This is a genomic window from Pseudonocardia halophobica (assembly GCF_027922425.1).
Taxonomy (GTDB): domain Bacteria; phylum Actinomycetota; class Actinomycetes; order Mycobacteriales; family Pseudonocardiaceae; genus Pseudonocardia; species Pseudonocardia halophobica.
This window is the reverse complement of record NZ_BSFQ01000015.1, coordinates 105104-120393: the sequence shown is the minus strand read 5'-3', so window position 1 is coordinate 120393 and position 15290 is coordinate 105104. Positions and strand designations below refer to the sequence as shown.

At 74.4% G+C, this 15290-nt stretch carries 12 protein-coding genes; 4 read left to right on the top strand and 8 right to left on the bottom strand.

Annotated elements, in window-relative coordinates; genetic code table 11:
• Nucleotides 1–216: 216 nt before the first annotated feature.
• Both PKE99_RS18845 and PKE99_RS18840 read left to right on the top strand, forming a co-directional pair.
• Nucleotides 217–4596 (top strand): Pls/PosA family non-ribosomal peptide synthetase, encoded by a 4380-nt coding sequence (locus tag PKE99_RS18845; RefSeq protein WP_197040703.1) that lies wholly within the window; start codon nucleotides 217–219, stop codon nucleotides 4594–4596.
• A 30-nt stretch (nucleotides 4597–4626) separates the two neighbouring features.
• The gene (locus PKE99_RS18840) at nucleotides 4627–4974 is read left to right on the top strand and encodes a VOC family protein (protein WP_037047790.1); all 348 of its coding nucleotides are present in this window, start codon (nucleotides 4627–4629) and stop codon (nucleotides 4972–4974) included.
• A 64-nt stretch (nucleotides 4975–5038) separates the two neighbouring features.
• Here the strand turns inward: PKE99_RS18840 and PKE99_RS18835 are convergent, their stop codons facing one another.
• Both PKE99_RS18835 and PKE99_RS18830 read right to left on the bottom strand, forming a co-directional pair.
• The gene (locus PKE99_RS18835) at nucleotides 5039–5509 is read right to left on the bottom strand and encodes an STAS domain-containing protein (RefSeq protein ID WP_051737674.1); all 471 of its coding nucleotides are present in this window, start codon (nucleotides 5507–5509) and stop codon (nucleotides 5039–5041) included.
• 97 nt (nucleotides 5510–5606) lie between these two features.
• Complete coding sequence (locus tag PKE99_RS18830; RefSeq protein ID WP_037047787.1) at nucleotides 5607–5969, bottom strand: ArsR/SmtB family transcription factor; 363 nt, start codon at nucleotides 5967–5969, stop codon at nucleotides 5607–5609.
• Between the two features lie 38 nt (nucleotides 5970–6007).
• Between PKE99_RS18830 and PKE99_RS18825 the strand changes: the two genes are divergently transcribed.
• Nucleotides 6008–7072, top strand: a complete 1065-nt coding sequence (locus tag PKE99_RS18825) for a cation diffusion facilitator family transporter (RefSeq protein ID WP_051737673.1) — start codon at nucleotides 6008–6010, stop codon at nucleotides 7070–7072.
• Nucleotides 7073–7096: 24 nt separating this feature from the next.
• Here the strand turns inward: PKE99_RS18825 and PKE99_RS18820 are convergent, their stop codons facing one another.
• The 5 genes from PKE99_RS18820 to PKE99_RS18800 all read right to left on the bottom strand — a co-directional run bounded on the left by PKE99_RS18820 (nucleotide 7097) and on the right by PKE99_RS18800 (nucleotide 11277).
• Nucleotides 7097–7918: a methyltransferase domain-containing protein gene (locus PKE99_RS18820; RefSeq protein WP_037047786.1), complete on the bottom strand. Its 822-nt coding sequence runs from the start codon at nucleotides 7916–7918 to the stop codon at nucleotides 7097–7099.
• A 122-nt stretch (nucleotides 7919–8040) separates the two neighbouring features.
• Entirely contained in the window at nucleotides 8041–8511 is a 471-nt protein-coding gene (locus PKE99_RS18815; protein ID WP_051737672.1) for an amphi-Trp domain-containing protein, read from the bottom strand.
• 167 nt (nucleotides 8512–8678) lie between these two features.
• Entirely contained in the window at nucleotides 8679–8948 is a 270-nt protein-coding gene (locus PKE99_RS18810; protein ID WP_037047785.1) for a hypothetical protein, read from the bottom strand.
• Between the two features lie 394 nt (nucleotides 8949–9342).
• Nucleotides 9343–10296: a polyphosphate kinase 2 gene (gene ppk2, locus PKE99_RS18805; protein WP_037047782.1), complete on the bottom strand. Its 954-nt coding sequence runs from the start codon at nucleotides 10294–10296 to the stop codon at nucleotides 9343–9345.
• A 75-nt stretch (nucleotides 10297–10371) separates the two neighbouring features.
• Nucleotides 10372–11277 (bottom strand): MerR family transcriptional regulator, encoded by a 906-nt coding sequence (locus tag PKE99_RS18800; protein ID WP_156067706.1) that lies wholly within the window; start codon nucleotides 11275–11277, stop codon nucleotides 10372–10374.
• 433 nt (nucleotides 11278–11710) lie between these two features.
• Between PKE99_RS18800 and ppdK the strand changes: the two genes are divergently transcribed.
• Nucleotides 11711–14431: a pyruvate, phosphate dikinase gene (ppdK, locus tag PKE99_RS18795; protein ID WP_037047779.1), complete on the top strand. Its 2721-nt coding sequence runs from the start codon at nucleotides 11711–11713 to the stop codon at nucleotides 14429–14431.
• Nucleotides 14432–14443: 12 nt separating this feature from the next.
• Here the strand turns inward: ppdK and PKE99_RS18790 are convergent, their stop codons facing one another.
• Nucleotides 14444–15244 (bottom strand): alpha/beta fold hydrolase, encoded by an 801-nt coding sequence (locus PKE99_RS18790; protein ID WP_051737671.1) that lies wholly within the window; start codon nucleotides 15242–15244, stop codon nucleotides 14444–14446.
• Nucleotides 15245–15290 lie beyond the last annotated feature (46 nt).

Here is a 15290-nt window from a genome sequence, read left to right as displayed (position 1 = left end):
CGGAACGGGGACGGGGCCGAATCCCGGCCATTCCTCGATATGTCTGTTTCCTCACGGAAGCCCCAGGTGAGACGACGGCAAAATCTCACCGCCGGGTACTTGGTCCCATTGTTCCGAGGGCCCCGCCGGGGACACCCTCGGACGGCCGAGACGAATCGTCGCAGCGACGATCTCCGTCGTGTGGCGCAGCAGATGTCGTGCTGGGGTGGGGGCCTCATGTCGATCGTCACGCCACGGGACCCCGGTCCCGAGCTCCCGGGTGCCGTCGGGCGTCCGGACGTCCCGCTGTCGGACCTCGTGGTCGTCGACCGCCACGAGGCGCAGGGCTGGCGGGTGCGCCGCCACGAGCGGCTCGACGCCGTGTTCGAGGAGCGGTGCGACTGGATCCGGGAGTACGGGCGCGCGACCCAGCTCGCCGTCGACGCCCCCGGCGCCGCGCTGACCTACGACGAGCTCGACGCGCGGGCCAACCGGCTCGCCCGCTACCTGCGGGTGCGCGGGACCGGCGCCGGCGACCGGGTCGCGTTGCTGTTCGACGACCCCGTCGACGCCTGCGTCGCCCAGCTCGCCGTGTTCACCCTCGGCGGGACCTGCGTGCCCCTCGATCCCGGCGCCCCGGCGGACCGGCTGGCCTTCGTCGTCGCCGACTCGGGGGCGCGCGTCGTGCTCGGGCGCAGTCACCTGCGGGACGCGCTGCGGCAGAGCACGGCCGAGGTCGTCGCGATCGACGCCGCCGCGCGGCTGATCGCGGAGATGAGCCCCGGGCGGCTGCAGCCGGCCGAACGGGGTGAGCGCGCCGACCGGCCCGCCTTCGCGCTGTACGCGCCCGGTGCCTCGGACCTCCCGGAGGCGGTGGCGATCGACCACCGCGGCCTCTGCAACGCGGTGCGGATCGCCTCGGAGACGTTCGGGATCGGCGGTCACCGCGTGTACCAGGGGCGACCGCTCTTCACCGGGGCCGGGATCGCGGAGACGTGGATGGCGTGGGTCGCGGGCGCGACCCTCGTGCCCGGTGATCCCACGCTGTCCGGACGCGCGCTGCACACCGAGATCGCCGATCGTCGGGTGACCGCGTGGTGCACCACCCCGACCCTGCTCTCGACGGTCGAGCCGGACCTGCCCGCGCTGCGGTTGCTGGTCGTCGCGGGGGAACCGTGCCCGCAGCCCCTCGTCGCGCGGTGGTACCGCCCCGGCCGGCGCCTCCTCACCGCGTACGTGCCCGAGGGCGCGGCGGTGGCGGCCGCGTGGGCCGAGGCCGACCCGGACATCCCGGCGTCGATCGGCGTACCGCTGCCGACCTACGCGGGCGTCGTCCTCGATCCCGACTTCCCGATCGCCTTGCGGCACGGCGAGACCGGGGAGGTCGGGCTCGCCGGGCTCGGGCTCGCCTGCGGGTACCGGCCGGGAGGCCCGGCGGAGGTCGAGGACTTCCTCGGGATCCCCGGCAACCCGTCCGGCCGGATCCACCGGACCGGCGATCTCGGGCGGGTCGACGACACCGGGCGGATCGAGTACCGCGGCCGGATCGCCCTGCAGGCGGACCTCCGCGGCGAGCGGGTCGACCTCGGCGCGGTCGAGGCGGCGATGCTGGCCGTGCCCGGCGTGGCCTCCGCGGCCGCCGCGGTCCGGGACCTCGCCCCGGACGGCGCCGGGCTGGTCGGCTACTACACCTGCCGCGCCGACGCGCCCCCGGTCGACGAGCAGGCCGTCTCGTCACGGCTCCGCGAACGCCTGACCGGCAGCCACGTCCCGGCGCTCCTGGTCCGGCTGGACTCCCTCCCGATCGGGCTCGACGGGAACGTCGACCGCGCGGGCCTCCCGACGCCGACGGCGCCGGCGGCGCGCCCGGCGCCGAGCCCCCGGACCGCGCCCGACGCTGGCCTGGCCGCGGCGCTGGCCGGCGTGCTCGCCGAGGTCCTCGCGGTGGAGCACGTCCCGACCGACCGCAACGTGTTCGACGACCTCGGCGCGGACTCGATGGTGATGACCCGGTTCTGCGCGCGCCTGCGCACGCGGCCGGACCTGCCGTCGATCTCCATCAAGGAGGTGTACGCGCACCCGACGCTCGCCGGGCTCGCCGTGGCGGCGACGCCCGTGCCGCAGGCACCCGCGCCGTCGGCGTCCCGCGACGACGTCGCGCAGGGGCTCGCCCGGGTGCTGGCCGAGGTGCTGGGCGTCGAGCAGGTGCCGACCGATCGGAACGTGTTCGACGACCTCGGCGCGGACTCGATGGTGATGACCCGGTTCTGCGCGCGCCTGCGCAAGCGCGACGACCTGCCGTCGATCTCGATCCGGGACGTCTACGCCACCCCGACGCTCGACGGCATGGCCGCCGCTGCTGCCGGCCCGACGGACGCGGCGCCCCCCACTCCGGCCGCCCCACCGGCTGTCGTCCCGGTGCGGCACAGCACCGCGGGGTACGTGCTCACGGGCGTCCTCCAGCTGCTGATCTTCCTGCTCTACGTCACGGGCACGGGCGTCGTCATGGACCGTGCCTACATCTGGATCTCCTCGGGCGTCGGGCTGGTCGAGATCTACCTCCGCTCGCTCGTGGCGGGAGCCGTGGCGTTCCTGGCCCTCACCCTGATGCCGATCGTGGCGAAGTGGCTGCTGATCGGACGCTGGAAGGAGACGGAGTTCCCGGTCTGGAGCCTGCGCTACGTCCGGTTCTGGCTGGTCAAGACACTCGTGCGGGGCAACCCGCTGGTGCTGCTCATGGTGGGGTCGCCGCTGTACACCCTGTACCTGCGCCTGCTCGGCGCGAAGGTCGGGCCGAACGTCGTGATCCTCACGCGTTTCGTGCCGATCTGCACGGACCTCATCTCGCTGGGCGCCGGGACCGTGGTCCGCAAGGACACCTTCCTGCTGGGTTACCGCGCACACGCGGGGAAGATCCAGCAGGGGCCGGTCACGCTCGGCCGCGACGTCGTGGTCGGGGAGAAGTGCGTGCTGGACATCGGCACCGCGATGGGCGACGGCGCCCAGCTGGGCCATGCCTCCTCCCTGCACCGGGGACAGAGCGTGCCCGCGAGGGAGCGGTGGCACGGCTCGCCGCCGGTCCCGACCCACACCGACTTCCGGGCCGTGCCCGCGGTCCGGGTGCGGCGCCTGCGCAGGGTCACCTACGTGACGAGCCAGCTGGCCAAGCTGTTCGCGATCTACCTGCCGCTCGGCTTCGGCGGGCTGTTCCTCCTGCTGACCGAGGTGCCGCGGCTGCGGATCCTGCTGGAGCCCGGCGCCGTCGGGTACACGACGTCCGAGTTCTACCTCGACGCCCTGCTCGGATCGGTCGCGATCGTCTTCGGCGGCCTGCTCGTGGGGTTGATGGTCGTGTTCACCGTGCCGCGGCTGCTCGCAGCCTTCGTGCGGCCCGACCACGTGTACCCGGTGCACGGGATCCGGTACTCGCTGCACCGCACCATCACCCGGCTCACCAACGTCAAGCTGTTCGTCACGCTCTTCGGTGACAGCTCGTACATCGTCGGCTATCTCTACCTGCTCGGCTACGACCTCGGCAAGGTCGAGCAGACCGGCTCGAACTTCGGTTCATTGGTGGCACAGGAGACGCCGTTCCTCGTCTCGGTGGGCACCGGCACCGTCATCGCGGACGGGCTGTCCGTCAACAACGCCGACTTCTCCAACACCTCGTTCCGGGCCTCCCGCGTCTCGATCGGTGCGCGGAACTTCCTGGGCAACCAGATCGCCTACCCCGTCGGCGGCCGCAGCGGCGACGACTGCCTGCTCGCCACCAAGGTCGCGATCCCGATCGACGGGCCGGTGCGCGAAGGCGTCGGTCTGCTCGGTTCGCCCGCCTTCGAGATCCCGCGGACGGTGCGGCGGGACCGGGGCTTCGAGATCGACCGGGACGAACGGCGGCGGCTGCTCCGCAGGAAGAACGCGCACAACGCCGTCACGATCGTCCTCGCCCTGCTGGTCCGGTGGGGCCACGTGTTCGGGCTCCTGCTGCTCGCGATGGTGGCCGTGGACCACTACGCCGATCTCGGTGCGGTCGCCTTCGCCGCCGAGGTCGCGGCGAGCGTGCTGTTCTCGCTGCTCTGGTTCATCTTCTGGGAGCGGGCGGGGGCGGGCTTCCGTCGCCTCCGGCCGAAGTCCTGCTCGATCTACGACGTGCGCTTCTGGCGGCACGAGCGGTACTGGAAGCTCACGATGCCGCCGATGGAGCGGCTGCTGGCCGGCACCCCGTACAAGAACCTCGTCGCCCGGATGCTCGGCCTGCGCATCGGCCGGCGCGTGTTCGACGACGGCGCGGCGATGACCGAACGCACGATGACCACCGTCGGCGACGACTGCTCGCTCAACGTCGGTGTGACCATCCAGTGCCACTCGCAGGAGGACGGCGCCTTCAAGTCCGACCGCTCCGCGCTCGGTGCCGGGGTCACCCTCGGCGTCGGTGCCCTCGTGCACTACGGCGTGTCGGTCGGCGACGCCGTGGAGATCGAGCCGGACACGTTCGTCATGAAGGGCGAGGAGGTCCCGGCCGGGGCGCACTGGGGCGGCAACCCCGCCCAGGACCTGGGCGAGGCCGTCGCCGCGGTCCCCGACCGCGCCCCCACGGCGGTCGGCGCGCACCGATGAGTTCGGGGCCGCCGGCCGGTCCGAGGGGACATGGACGTCGACCTGTTCGCCGGTGTCGCGGTCAGCGACCTCCCGCGCGCCGTTCGCTGGTTCGAGCGGCTGCTCGGGGAGGTCGGGTCCTTCGCGCCGAACGACACCGAGCGCGTCTGGACGATCGCGGAGCACCGCCACGTGTACGTCGAGCTGTACCCGGACCACGCCGGCTGCGCGCGGGTCACGTTGTTCGTCGGCGACCTCGAGGGGTTCGTGTCCGCCGCGGCCGGCCGGGGCGTGCACCCGGAGACGCGGGAGACCTACTGGAACGGTGTGCGCAAGGCGCTGTACCGCGACCCGGACGGCAACGAGATCGGCGTCGGCGGGGCGCCGGTCGGGGACTGATGCTGCTCCGACGCCACCCTGACGCCGCTCTGCTGCACTGATGCCGCACCGGCGCCGCTCGGACTCAGGCGGCGCCCGGTGCGGGGTCCCGGAGGGCCGGCCCGAGCTCGTCGTACAGCTCGAGCTCGCGGGCCACGCCGGTGATCGCCAGCGGCCGGATCACCACCCGGTTGCCGCCCACCACGAACCGGACGACGGCCCCCGACGCGACGGCCCGGTCCCGGATCCCGAGGAGCGCGGCCAACCCGGCGGAGCCCAGGAAGGCCACGCCGATCAGGACCACGACCACCAGCCGTCCGTCGAGGACCCGCGTCACGGCGTCCCGGAACTCCGCGGCGGTCTCCGCGTCGATCTCCCCGGTCACGTGGACCACGACCGCGTCGCCGCGCGCTTCGGCAGCGGTGGTCAGGTGGGGGACGAACGGATCGCCGGTTCCGGCACCGCCCCCGTCCGGCGCGTCCGCGCACACATCCGGCATCGCCACCTCCTGCACGAGGAAGAAGACGGCCGACTGCTTGACCGGGCCCTGGACCACGACCGGAGGACGGGCGCCTCCGGGAGCGCCATCAGATCAGCGGCACCGGTCCGGAGCAATACGGCATCGGGGTCACGCACGGGCGGGGGTGCCGCCGTCACTCCGAGTCGTGGTGGGGGATGCGGTGGCCGACGTGCTCGGCGAACGCGTACGTCTCCTCCACCAGCCTCCGCACGTGGTCGCTGGTGAGCCGGTAGACCATCCGCCGCCCCTCGCGGCGGGCGCCGACCAGCCCGGCCAGGCGCAACCGGCCGAGGTGCTGCGACACCGAGGACCGTGACGCGGCCACCCGCGCGGTGAGCGTGGTCACGTCCTGCGGGCCCTCGGCGAGCAGGCCGAGCAGGTGGAACCGGGTCGCGTCGCCCAACTGCCGCAGGACATCGGCGGCGAGGGCCACCACCTCGGCATCCAGTGGCTCCCGCACGGGACTGGCAGCTGCGATGTCCTTGTGCGCGCGCATGGTTGCATGATGCCTCTGAGCTGGGCATCCTGCCAACCATGACGGAGGTGCGAGGCGTTGCTCGACAGCACGGTCACGGCCACGGGCACGGGCACGGGCACGGGGACCACGGATCCGGCGGGCTGCTCCGGCTCCTCCGCTCGGTCGTCACGCCGCACAGCCACGACGCGGCGGACTCCGTCGACTCCGCGCTGGAGGCCAGCGCCGACGGCATCCGCGCCCTCAAGATCAGCCTGGCGGCGCTGCTGGTGACGGCGCTGGCGCAGGCCGGCGTGGTGGTGCTGACCGGGTCGGTGGCGCTGCTGGCCGACACGGTCCACAACTTCTCCGACGCGCTGACCGCCGTCCCGCTGTGGATCGCGTTCGTACTGGGCCGTCGCCGGCCCACCCGGCGCTACACCTACGGCTACGGCCGCGCCGAGGACCTGGCCGGCGTGTTCATCGTGGCGATGATCGCCCTGTCGGCCGTCGTCGCCGGGTACGAGTCCGTCCGCCGCCTGGTCGACCCGCAGCCGATCGCCGACCTCGGCGTGCTCGTCGCGGCCGGCCTGATCGGGTTCGTGGGCAACGAGCTCGTCGCGGTCCACCGGATCCGGGTGGGCCGGCGCATCGGCTCGGCCGCGCTGGTGGCCGACGGGCTGCACGCCCGTACCGACGGGTTCACCTCACTCGCCGTGGTCCTGGGGGCGCTCGGGGTGCTGGCCGGGTTCCCGCTTGCCGACCCGATCGTCGGCATCCTGATCACGGTCGCGATCCTCGTCGTCCTGCGCGGCGCGGCACGGGACATCTACCGGCGGCTCATGGACGCCGTGGACCCGGAGCTCGTCGACCGGGCGGACGCGGCCCTGCGTGCGGTGCCCGGGGTGCGCGGGATCGAGCAGCTGCGGCTGCGCTGGGTCGGGCACCGCGTGCGCGCCGAGGTCGGCCTCGAGGTCGACAGCAGCCTGTCGATGGTCGATGCGCACGCGATCGCCGCCGAGGCCGAGCACCGCCTGCTGCACGAGGTCCCGAAGCTGGCCGACGCCACCCTGCACGTGAGCCCGCACGGACCCGAGGGCCACGCCCACCACGCGCGGCTGGCGCACCACCGCGTCCCGACCTGACGCGCCCCGAGCCGCCGGTGTCGCTCAGCGCCGCCCCCACGCCGAGACGAGCGGCGGGACGGCGACCGGCAGCGTCCCGCTGGTCAGCGCCTCGATATGGGCGGCGACGTCGGCGTCGGTGACGAGCCCGGTGCGGGGCAGCCGCGCGCGCAGCTGCGTGACGTTGGCGGCCTCGAGGATCGCGCCCGCCGGCGACGGCAGGGGCAGCACGGCGTCGGCGCCGACCTCCCGGAGTCCCGCCTCGCGGAGGAGCCCCGGGAGCTCCCGGCCGTAGCTCAGGTCCGCGCCCCGGCCGAGGAGCAGGGCGAGGAACGCCTTCCGGACCCGGCGCGCCCGGTCCTGCACGAGATCGTCCGGGCCGGTCGAGCGGGTGAGGCACGGCGCGGACTGCAGGTCGACGTCGAAGTCCTCCACGAGCAGGTACCCGCCCGGACCGACGGCCGACACCATGCGCCGCAACGCCTCTCCGCGGTCCGGCAGGTGCGTGAGGACCAGCCGGGCGTGCACCAGGTCGAAGGTGCCGGGCGGGTCGTCGGCGGTCACGTCGTGCTGCAGCACGCGCACGCCGGGCGCCTCCACCGCCGTCAACGCCTCGGGCGCGATGTCGCTGGCCACCACCAGCCCGTCCGGCCCCACGCGCTCGGCGAGGCCGCGCGGGACGGAGGGGCCGCCCGCCCCCACCTCCCAGACGCGGGCGCCGGGCGCGAGCCCGAGCGCGTCCACGTGCTGGAAGGTCGTCCGGTCGAACAGCGCGGAGAGCGCGGCGAACCGGGCCGCCGCCCCCACTTCGCGATTGTCGAGCAGGTACTCCCCGCGTCCGGTGCCCGTCGTCGTGCCCGTGCTCATGCCGCCCTCCCACCGCCGGAGTTCCGTGCTGCCTCAGAGCGGCCGGAGCCGGGGTGGGATACCGCGACGGGAAGCTGACGAAAGGGTTCGGGCGGCCGGCCGGACCGGGTCGGCCGCCCGGCTCAGCGCGCCCCGGCCTTGCGGCGGTGCCCCGGGCGCTTGGCGGGTGCGGGGGTCTCCTCCCCGCCGTCGTGCCCGGTCGCCTCGGGCTTCGCGGAATCGCCGGAGTCGCCCGAGTCGCCCGAGTCACCCGAGTCGCCGGATCCGGTGGCGTCGGCGGAGTCGGCGGCGTCCGCGGAGGGTTCGGTCCGCCCGCCGTCCTCGTTCGCCTCGGTCGGGGGCTCGGCGAGGTCGGGGTGCCGGCGCTTCGCCGTCGACCAGCGGAGCTCCACCTCGAACTCCACCTCGTCCTCGTCGATCTCCACCTCGACCTTGCACTGCACCTCGCCGGGAACGCGCACGGTCATGCTCGTGGTGCCCAGCGTGAGCTCGACCTTCCCGGTGTCGGCGAGGGCCTCGGCCAGCGCGGACAGGGTGCGGGCGGTCTGCTCCCGCGTCACGGGCTCCTTGTAGGTCACCTCGACGTCGGACATCGTCGTCTCCGATCGGGATCGGTCGCGGGCCCGGGCGGGTCGTCGGGCATCCGACGGAAGTGTCGACGGCCGGTGCCCCTGGCCTCGTCATCCGTTCCGGGTGGTCGCGGGCGGGCTCGCGATCGTGCTCGACGGACCCGGGGCCCGGCTGCGCCGCGGCGCGGCGGCTACGCCGTGACGCGCTCGTAGAGCCGGACGGCCAGGTCGTCCGCGTGGACTCGCACGGGATGGCGGGTGTGCCGGTACCCGCACCAGACGCAGCTGCGCCGCCGGCCCGGCGTGCTCCGCCGGCGCTCGCCACGCACCGCCCGGCCGAGCTCGGCGCCGGCCCACGCGACCGCCACCGCGGCCGTCAGGCCGCCGACGAACACGGCGCCGACGAGCCGGGCCCACGCTCGGACCAGGCGCAGACCGACGCCGGATCCCCGGACGGTCACGTCGGCCTCCCTCCGCGCGGGCCCGGGCGTGTGTGCCGGGACGAGCCCCTGGTACGGAGGGTAGGCGCCGATCGGCGGGTCGAGGTGGCCTCGACCTGACCTGTCGATGAACAGGTGGCCAGGAGGGCCCTCAGCCGTGGCGCCGCTGCTCCATCCGGGGTTGACTACGGCTCCACCGTCATCCGAGGGGCCGAAGCGAAGGGGTGGACACCGTGGCACTCGTGCCGAGCACGTGGATCTCGTCGACCGGGCGACGCCATGCCGTCGCGGCGGTGACGGACGTGATCCGCGACCTGATCCCGTTCGTCCAGACGGCGATCAAGGGGCTCGACGAGCTGCGGGACCGAGCCGCCCTGAAGGTGCGGGAGAGGTCGTCCCGCCGGGCGGACCGGCGTCAGCGCGGCGGGTGGCCGGCCAGCGGCGGGAACACCGCGCGGCCCTCGCCCGCCTCGAAGACGGACGCGGCGGGCCCGACGATCAGCGGGTCCGGCGGGGTCGCGACGCTCGGGTCCTTGCCGGGGTAGTCGAACAGCCCCAGCACGTGCCGGATCGCCTCCAGCCGGGCGCGCTTCTTGTCGTTGCTCTTGATCACCGTCCACGGGGCGTCCGCGGTGTCGGTGTAGAAGAACATGGCCTCCTTGGCCTCGGTGTAGTCCTCCCAGCGGTCCAGGGAGGCGAGGTCCATCGGGGAGAGCTTCCACTGCCGCACCGGGTCGACCTGGCGGATGAGGAAGCGGGTGCGCTGCTCGTTCTGCGACACCGAGAACCACAGTTTGACCAGGTGGATCCCGGAGCGGACGAGCATCCGCTCGAGCTCCGGGGCGGCCCGCAGGAACTCCATGTAGTCGCGCGGCTCGGTGAACCCCATGACGCGCTCGACGCCGGCGCGGTTGTACCAGCTGCGGTCGAACAGCACGATCTCGCCGGCCCCGGGCAGGTGCGCGACGTACCGCTGGAAGTACCACTGGCCGGCCTCGCGCTCGGTCGGCTTCTCCAGCGCCACCACCCGGGCGCCCCGCGGGTTGAGGTGCTCCATGAAGCGCTTGATCGTGCCGCCCTTGCCCGCGGCGTCGCGGCCCTCGAACAGCACCACGATCCGCGCGCCGGTCTCCTTGACCCAGCTCTGCAGCTTCAGCAGCTCGATCTGGAGCAGGCGCTTGACCTGCTCGTACTCGTCCCGGGAGAGCCGCTCGGGGTACGGGTAGCCCTCGCGCCAGGTGTCGACGGGGACGCCGCCGGCCTCGAGCAGCACCGGGTCGTCGTCGTCGGAGTCGTCCACCTCGTACCGCGGGCCCGGGAGCGCGAGCGTCCCCGGCACCTCGGGCCCGGCGCCGTGTTCGTCGTCCATGGCGCCAGCCTCACCCATGTGGGCGACGGGAGGGTGAACGGCGAGGGGCGCGCGGTCGTCCGGCCCGCCCGGCAATCAGCCCGGCTCGTCGAGCGCCGGTCCGACCAGGGCCTCCTCGAGCAGGTGGACCGCCTCGCGGTGGCTCTCGCCCAGGTAGCGGCCGGGGACCCGGCGGCGGGACGGCCGGGTGAGGAAGGCGTTGCCGGCGTAGAAGGCCGGCCTGCCCTGGGCCGCCATGGCGGACAGGGCGGCGACCGCCGGCCGCCGGCCGACGGCCAGGTGGGAGACCACCACGACGGCGGCCGCGTCCAGCGTCTCCGCCGCGATCGTCAGGGTCGGGACGGGGGTCCGCGCACCGAGGACGCGGCAGGACCGTCCGTCCGAGGCGAGGAGCATGCCGAACGCCTCCAGCCCCAGCGAGTGCAGGTCACGCGGGCCGCAGGCCAGCAGGACGCACCCGCCCGGGCGCGGCTCTGGCGCGAAGGCCACGATCCGCGACAGCCAGGTGCGCGCGGCCTCGGTGGCCAGGTGCTCGTGGCCGACGTCGCAGCTCCCGATCTCCCACCAGTGCCCGATCCGGCGCATCGCGGGCACGAGCACGAGGTCGACCGTGGCGCCCAGGCCCAGCCGCCCGGCGGCCTCGTCGAGACAGGCGCGGACCCCGCCCTGGTCCATGGCGCGCGCCGCCTCCAGGAAGCGGTCCACCAGGTCGCGGCCGGGTTCGTCGGAGTCCACCAGCAGGCGGGCGGTCGTCGCGGCGTCGCCGGCGCGCCGGCCGCGGGCGATCTCGTCCCGGATGATCCGCAGCTCGTCGATCACCTGCGCCGGGTAGCGGCGGTGCCCGCCCTGGGTGCGGACGACGCCGGGCACCGAGTAGCGGTGCTCCCACGTGCGCAGCGTGGAGACCGGCACCGCGAGCAGCGCGCTGACCTGCTGGATCGTCAACGGACGATCCGTGCGGTCCGGTGCGGCGACTGGCACGGGATCAGGGTGCGCCTCCCCGGCCCCGGGCGCAGCGAGACGGCAGGTTCGAATGCGCAGGTTCGGCCGTTGCCCCGCGGCCCGCGCCACCGCACGCTGGAACCAGGTCGACCCGGTGCGTGCAGCCCACACCCGCCCCCCAGGTGCGGGACGCGGACCGGGCCGATGTCGGAGTGCCGGACCCGGCGCCGGGGTGGTGCGCGACCCACCCCGGCCCGTCCGTGTTCGCCGGTCCGCTCCCACCGCGGTGCCCGTACGGGTCCATCGCCGCGCGTGGCCCGCCTCCCCCCGCCGGGGGAGGCGGGCCGCTCGCGCTCGCGGCCGCGGTGATCCGGCGTCCGGGTCTGGCCCCCGGGCCCGCGGCGCGGCAGCATCGGATCCCCGGCTCGACTGCGGGGCGAGGACCTCTGCCCGACGACGTGTGAGGTGGCCGATGCAGAAGTACGTCTACGAGTTCACCGAGGGCGGCAAGGACCAGAAGGACCTGCTGGGCGGCAAGGGCGCCAACCTCGCGGAGATGACCCGGCTGGGGCTGCCGGTGCCGCCGGGCTTCACGGTGACCACCGAGGCGTGCCGGCGCTACCTGACCGACGGCGTGGTGCCGGCCGAGCTGCGGGTGCAGGTGACCCGGGCGCTGCGGGCCCTGGAGGACCGGATCGGCCGCCAGCTCGGCGACCCCGAGGACCCGCTGCTCGTCTCGGTGCGGTCGGGCGCCAAGTTCTCGATGCCCGGGATGATGGAGACGGTCCTCAACATCGGGCTCAACGACGCGTCGGTGCGCGGGCTGGCCGCGGTCGCCGGGGACGAGCGGTTCGCCTGGGACTCCTACCGGCGGCTGATCGCGATGTTCGGCAAGACCGTGCTCGACATCGACGGCGAGCTGTTCGCCGACGCTATGGACGCGATGAAGGGCGAGCGCGGGGTGAGCCAGGACGTCGACCTCACCGCGGGCGATCTCGAGGAGCTGGTCGAGGCCTACAAGAAGGTGGTGCAGCAGGAGACCGGCCGGCCCTTCCCGCAGCACCCGCGCGAGCAGCTCGACCTGGCGATCAAGGCGGTGTTCGACTCCTGGAACACCGAGCGGGCCCGGCTCTACCGTCGCCGGGAGCGCATCCCGCACGACCTCGGCACCGCGGTGAACGTCTGCACCATGGTGTTCGGCAACCTCGGTGCGGACTCCGGCACCGGGGTGTGCTTCACCCGCGACCCCGCCACCGGCAAGCAGGGCGTCTACGGCGACTACCTGCCCAACGCGCAGGGCGAGGACGTGGTCGCCGGCATCCGCAACACGCTCACGCTCGCCGACCTCGCCCAGCGGGACCGGGCGTCGGCGGACCAGCTCTACTCCGTGATGCGCCGGCTGGAGACGCACTACCGCGACCTCTGCGACATCGAGTTCACCATCGAGCGCGGCACGCTCTGGATGCTGCAGACCCGGGTCGGCAAGCGGACCGCCGCCGCGGCGTTCCGGATCGCGGCCCAGCTCGTCGACGAGCAGCTGATCACCCTGGACGAGGCGTTGCACCGGGTCACCGGCGAGCAGCTCGCGCGGCTGATGTTCCCGCAGTTCGACCCGTCCGCCGAGCGGAGGAGACTGGCGACGGGCCTGGCCGCGTCGCCGGGCGCCGCGGTCGGGGCGGCGGTGTTCGACTCGGCCGCCGCCGTCGCGCGGCACGCGGCGGGCGAGCACGTGATCCTGGTCCGCCGCGAGACCAACCCGGACGACCTCGAGGGCATGATCGCCGCGGCCGGGGTGCTGACCAGCCGCGGCGGCAAGACCTCGCACGCCGCCGTCGTCGCGCGGGGGATGGGCCGCACCTGCGTGTGCGGCGCCGAGGCGATCGACGTCGACGCGGCGGCCCGCACGGCCCGGGTCGGCGAGGTCGTGGTGCGCGAGGGCGACATGGTCGCGATCGACGGCTCCACCGGCGAGGTCTTCCTCGGCGACGTCCCCGTGATCCCGTCGCCCGTGGCCCGCTACCTCGAGGAGGGTCTCGACGCGGTGCTGGACAGCGCGGACGAGGAGACGGCCGAGCTGGTGGTCGCGGTGCACCGCATCCTGTCCCACGCCGACGCCACCCGGCGGCTGCGTGTGCGCGCCAACGCCGACACGGCGGAGGACGCCGCCCGGGCCCGCCGGCTCGGGGCCCAGGGCATCGGCCTGTGCCGCACCGAGCACATGTTCCTCGGGGAGCGGCGGGCACTGATCGAGCGGCTCGTCCTCGCCGGCTCGGCGAAGGCCCGCGCCGCCGCGCTCGACGCGTTGCGGCCGTTGCAGCGCGGCGACTTCGCCGACCTGTTCGCGGCGATGGACGGCCTGCCGGTGACGGTGCGGCTGCTGGACCCGCCGCTGCACGAGTTCCTGCCCGACCGCACCGAGCTGGCGGTCCGCGTGGCCGTGGCCCGCGAACGCGGGGAGGACCCCGCCGCGGACGAGGCGCTGCTCGCCGCGGTCGAACGGCTGCACGAGTCGAACCCCATGCTGGGGCTGCGCGGCGTGCGGCTCGGCCTCGTGGTGCCCGGGCTGTTCGCGATGCAGGTGCGGGCCGCCGCCGAGGCCGCCGCGGAGCGGATCAAGGCCGGCGGCCGCCCCCAGGTGGAGATCATGGTGCCGCTCGTCGGGTCGGTGATGGAGCTGCACCTGATCCGCGACGAGACAGACGGGATCCTCGCCGAGATCGCCGATCGCGAGGGCGTCGCGCTCGACATCCCGGTCGGGACGATGATCGAGCTGCCGCGGGCCGCGCTCACCGCCGCGCGGATCGCCGAGGCCGCCGACTTCTTCTCGTTCGGCACCAACGACCTGACCCAGACGGCGTGGGGCTTCTCCCGCGACGACGTCGAGGCCGCGTTCTTCGCCCTGTACCTGGACAAGGGCGTGTTCACGGTGTCGCCCTTCGAGACCCTCGACGAGATCGGCGTCGGCCGGCTCGTCCGGCTCGCCGTCGAGGAGGGCAGGCGGACCCGGCCCGGGCTGAAGATGGGGGTGTGCGGCGAGCACGGCGGCGACCCCGACTCGGTGCACTTCTTCCACCACGTCGGGCTCGACTACGTCTCCTGCAGCCCGTTCCGGGTCCCGGTGGCCCGACTCGAGGCGGGCCGCGCAGCGGTCTCCCTCGACGACACCGCCGCGGGGCTGGCCGGGCCGCGCTGATCGAGGGTCGCGTCAGCTCGGGGTGACCCGGGCGAGCAGGGCCTCGGCGACGACCGCCGGTGCCTCGTCGAGCGCGCCGTGGCCCTGGCCCGGGAGCGGGACGACCGTCGCGCGCGGGAGCACGGCGGCGATCGCCGTCGTGGCCCGCCGCAGGTGGTCCGGGCTGCGGTCGCCGAGCAGCAGCACCACGGGCACGTCGACCGCGGCCAGGGCGTCGATCCCGGGGAGCCGGTCGACCTCCCGCATCTCGCGGGTCCACGTGTGCACCAGCGCGACGCGTTCGGCCCAGGTGGGCAGCGTCCGCAGGCCGCGCACGGCGGCGGCCGGCACGCCGACGACCTCGGTCAGGGCCCGCGTCACCGCCCCCGCCCGGTCGCCGTCGGTGATCATCACGTCGAGGGCGTCGATGGTCGCAGGCGGCGTCAGCGGGCCGTCGACCGGCCACGGCGGCTCGTAGAGGAACAGCTCGGAGACCGGGAGGCCGCGCACCGCGGCACCGAGGACCACGGAGGCGCCGCTGGAGTTCGCGCCCACGCTCAGCGGCCCCTGGCTCGCCAGGCGCCCGGTCGCGGCCCGGAGGTCCTCGAACTCGCGGGCGAACGCGTAGGGCAGCGTGTCGCCGGAGTCGCCCTTGCCGCGGCGGTCCATCAGCCAGCAGGCGTAGTGGCCGTCGAGCAGGGCCGCGGTGCGGGCCCAGCGGCGCCGGCCGGCGGGACCGCCCGGGACCAGCAGCAGGTGCCGGGGCCCGTCGGTCACCTGCTCGAGGGCGATCTCGGTGCCGTCGGCCGAACGGACGCGCTCGATGACCGTCATGCGGCCAAGGTCGCACCCGATCACACCGGGGTTACGCGGGCCGCAC

Excerpts from the sequence above, each read along its gene's own strand:
- PKE99_RS18845 (WP_197040703.1), top strand. The coding sequence starts at position 217 with ATGTCGATCGTCACGCCACGGGACCCCGGTCCCGAGCTCCCGGGTGCC.
- PKE99_RS18840 (WP_037047790.1), top strand. The coding sequence starts at position 4,627 with ATGGACGTCGACCTGTTCGCCGGTGTCGCGGTCAGCGACCTCCCGCGC.
- PKE99_RS18830 (WP_037047787.1), bottom strand. The coding sequence starts at position 5,969 with ATGCGCGCGCACAAGGACATCGCAGCTGCCAGTCCCGTGCGGGAGCCA.
- PKE99_RS18825 (WP_051737673.1), top strand. The coding sequence starts at position 6,008 with ATGACGGAGGTGCGAGGCGTTGCTCGACAGCACGGTCACGGCCACGGG.
- PKE99_RS18820 (WP_037047786.1), bottom strand. The coding sequence starts at position 7,918 with ATGAGCACGGGCACGACGACGGGCACCGGACGCGGGGAGTACCTGCTC.
- PKE99_RS18815 (WP_051737672.1), bottom strand. The coding sequence starts at position 8,511 with ATGTCCGACGTCGAGGTGACCTACAAGGAGCCCGTGACGCGGGAGCAG.
- ppk2 (WP_037047782.1), bottom strand. The coding sequence starts at position 10,296 with ATGGACGACGAACACGGCGCCGGGCCCGAGGTGCCGGGGACGCTCGCG.
- ppdK (WP_037047779.1), top strand. The coding sequence starts at position 11,711 with ATGCAGAAGTACGTCTACGAGTTCACCGAGGGCGGCAAGGACCAGAAG.
- PKE99_RS18790 (WP_051737671.1), bottom strand. The coding sequence starts at position 15,244 with ATGACGGTCATCGAGCGCGTCCGTTCGGCCGACGGCACCGAGATCGCC.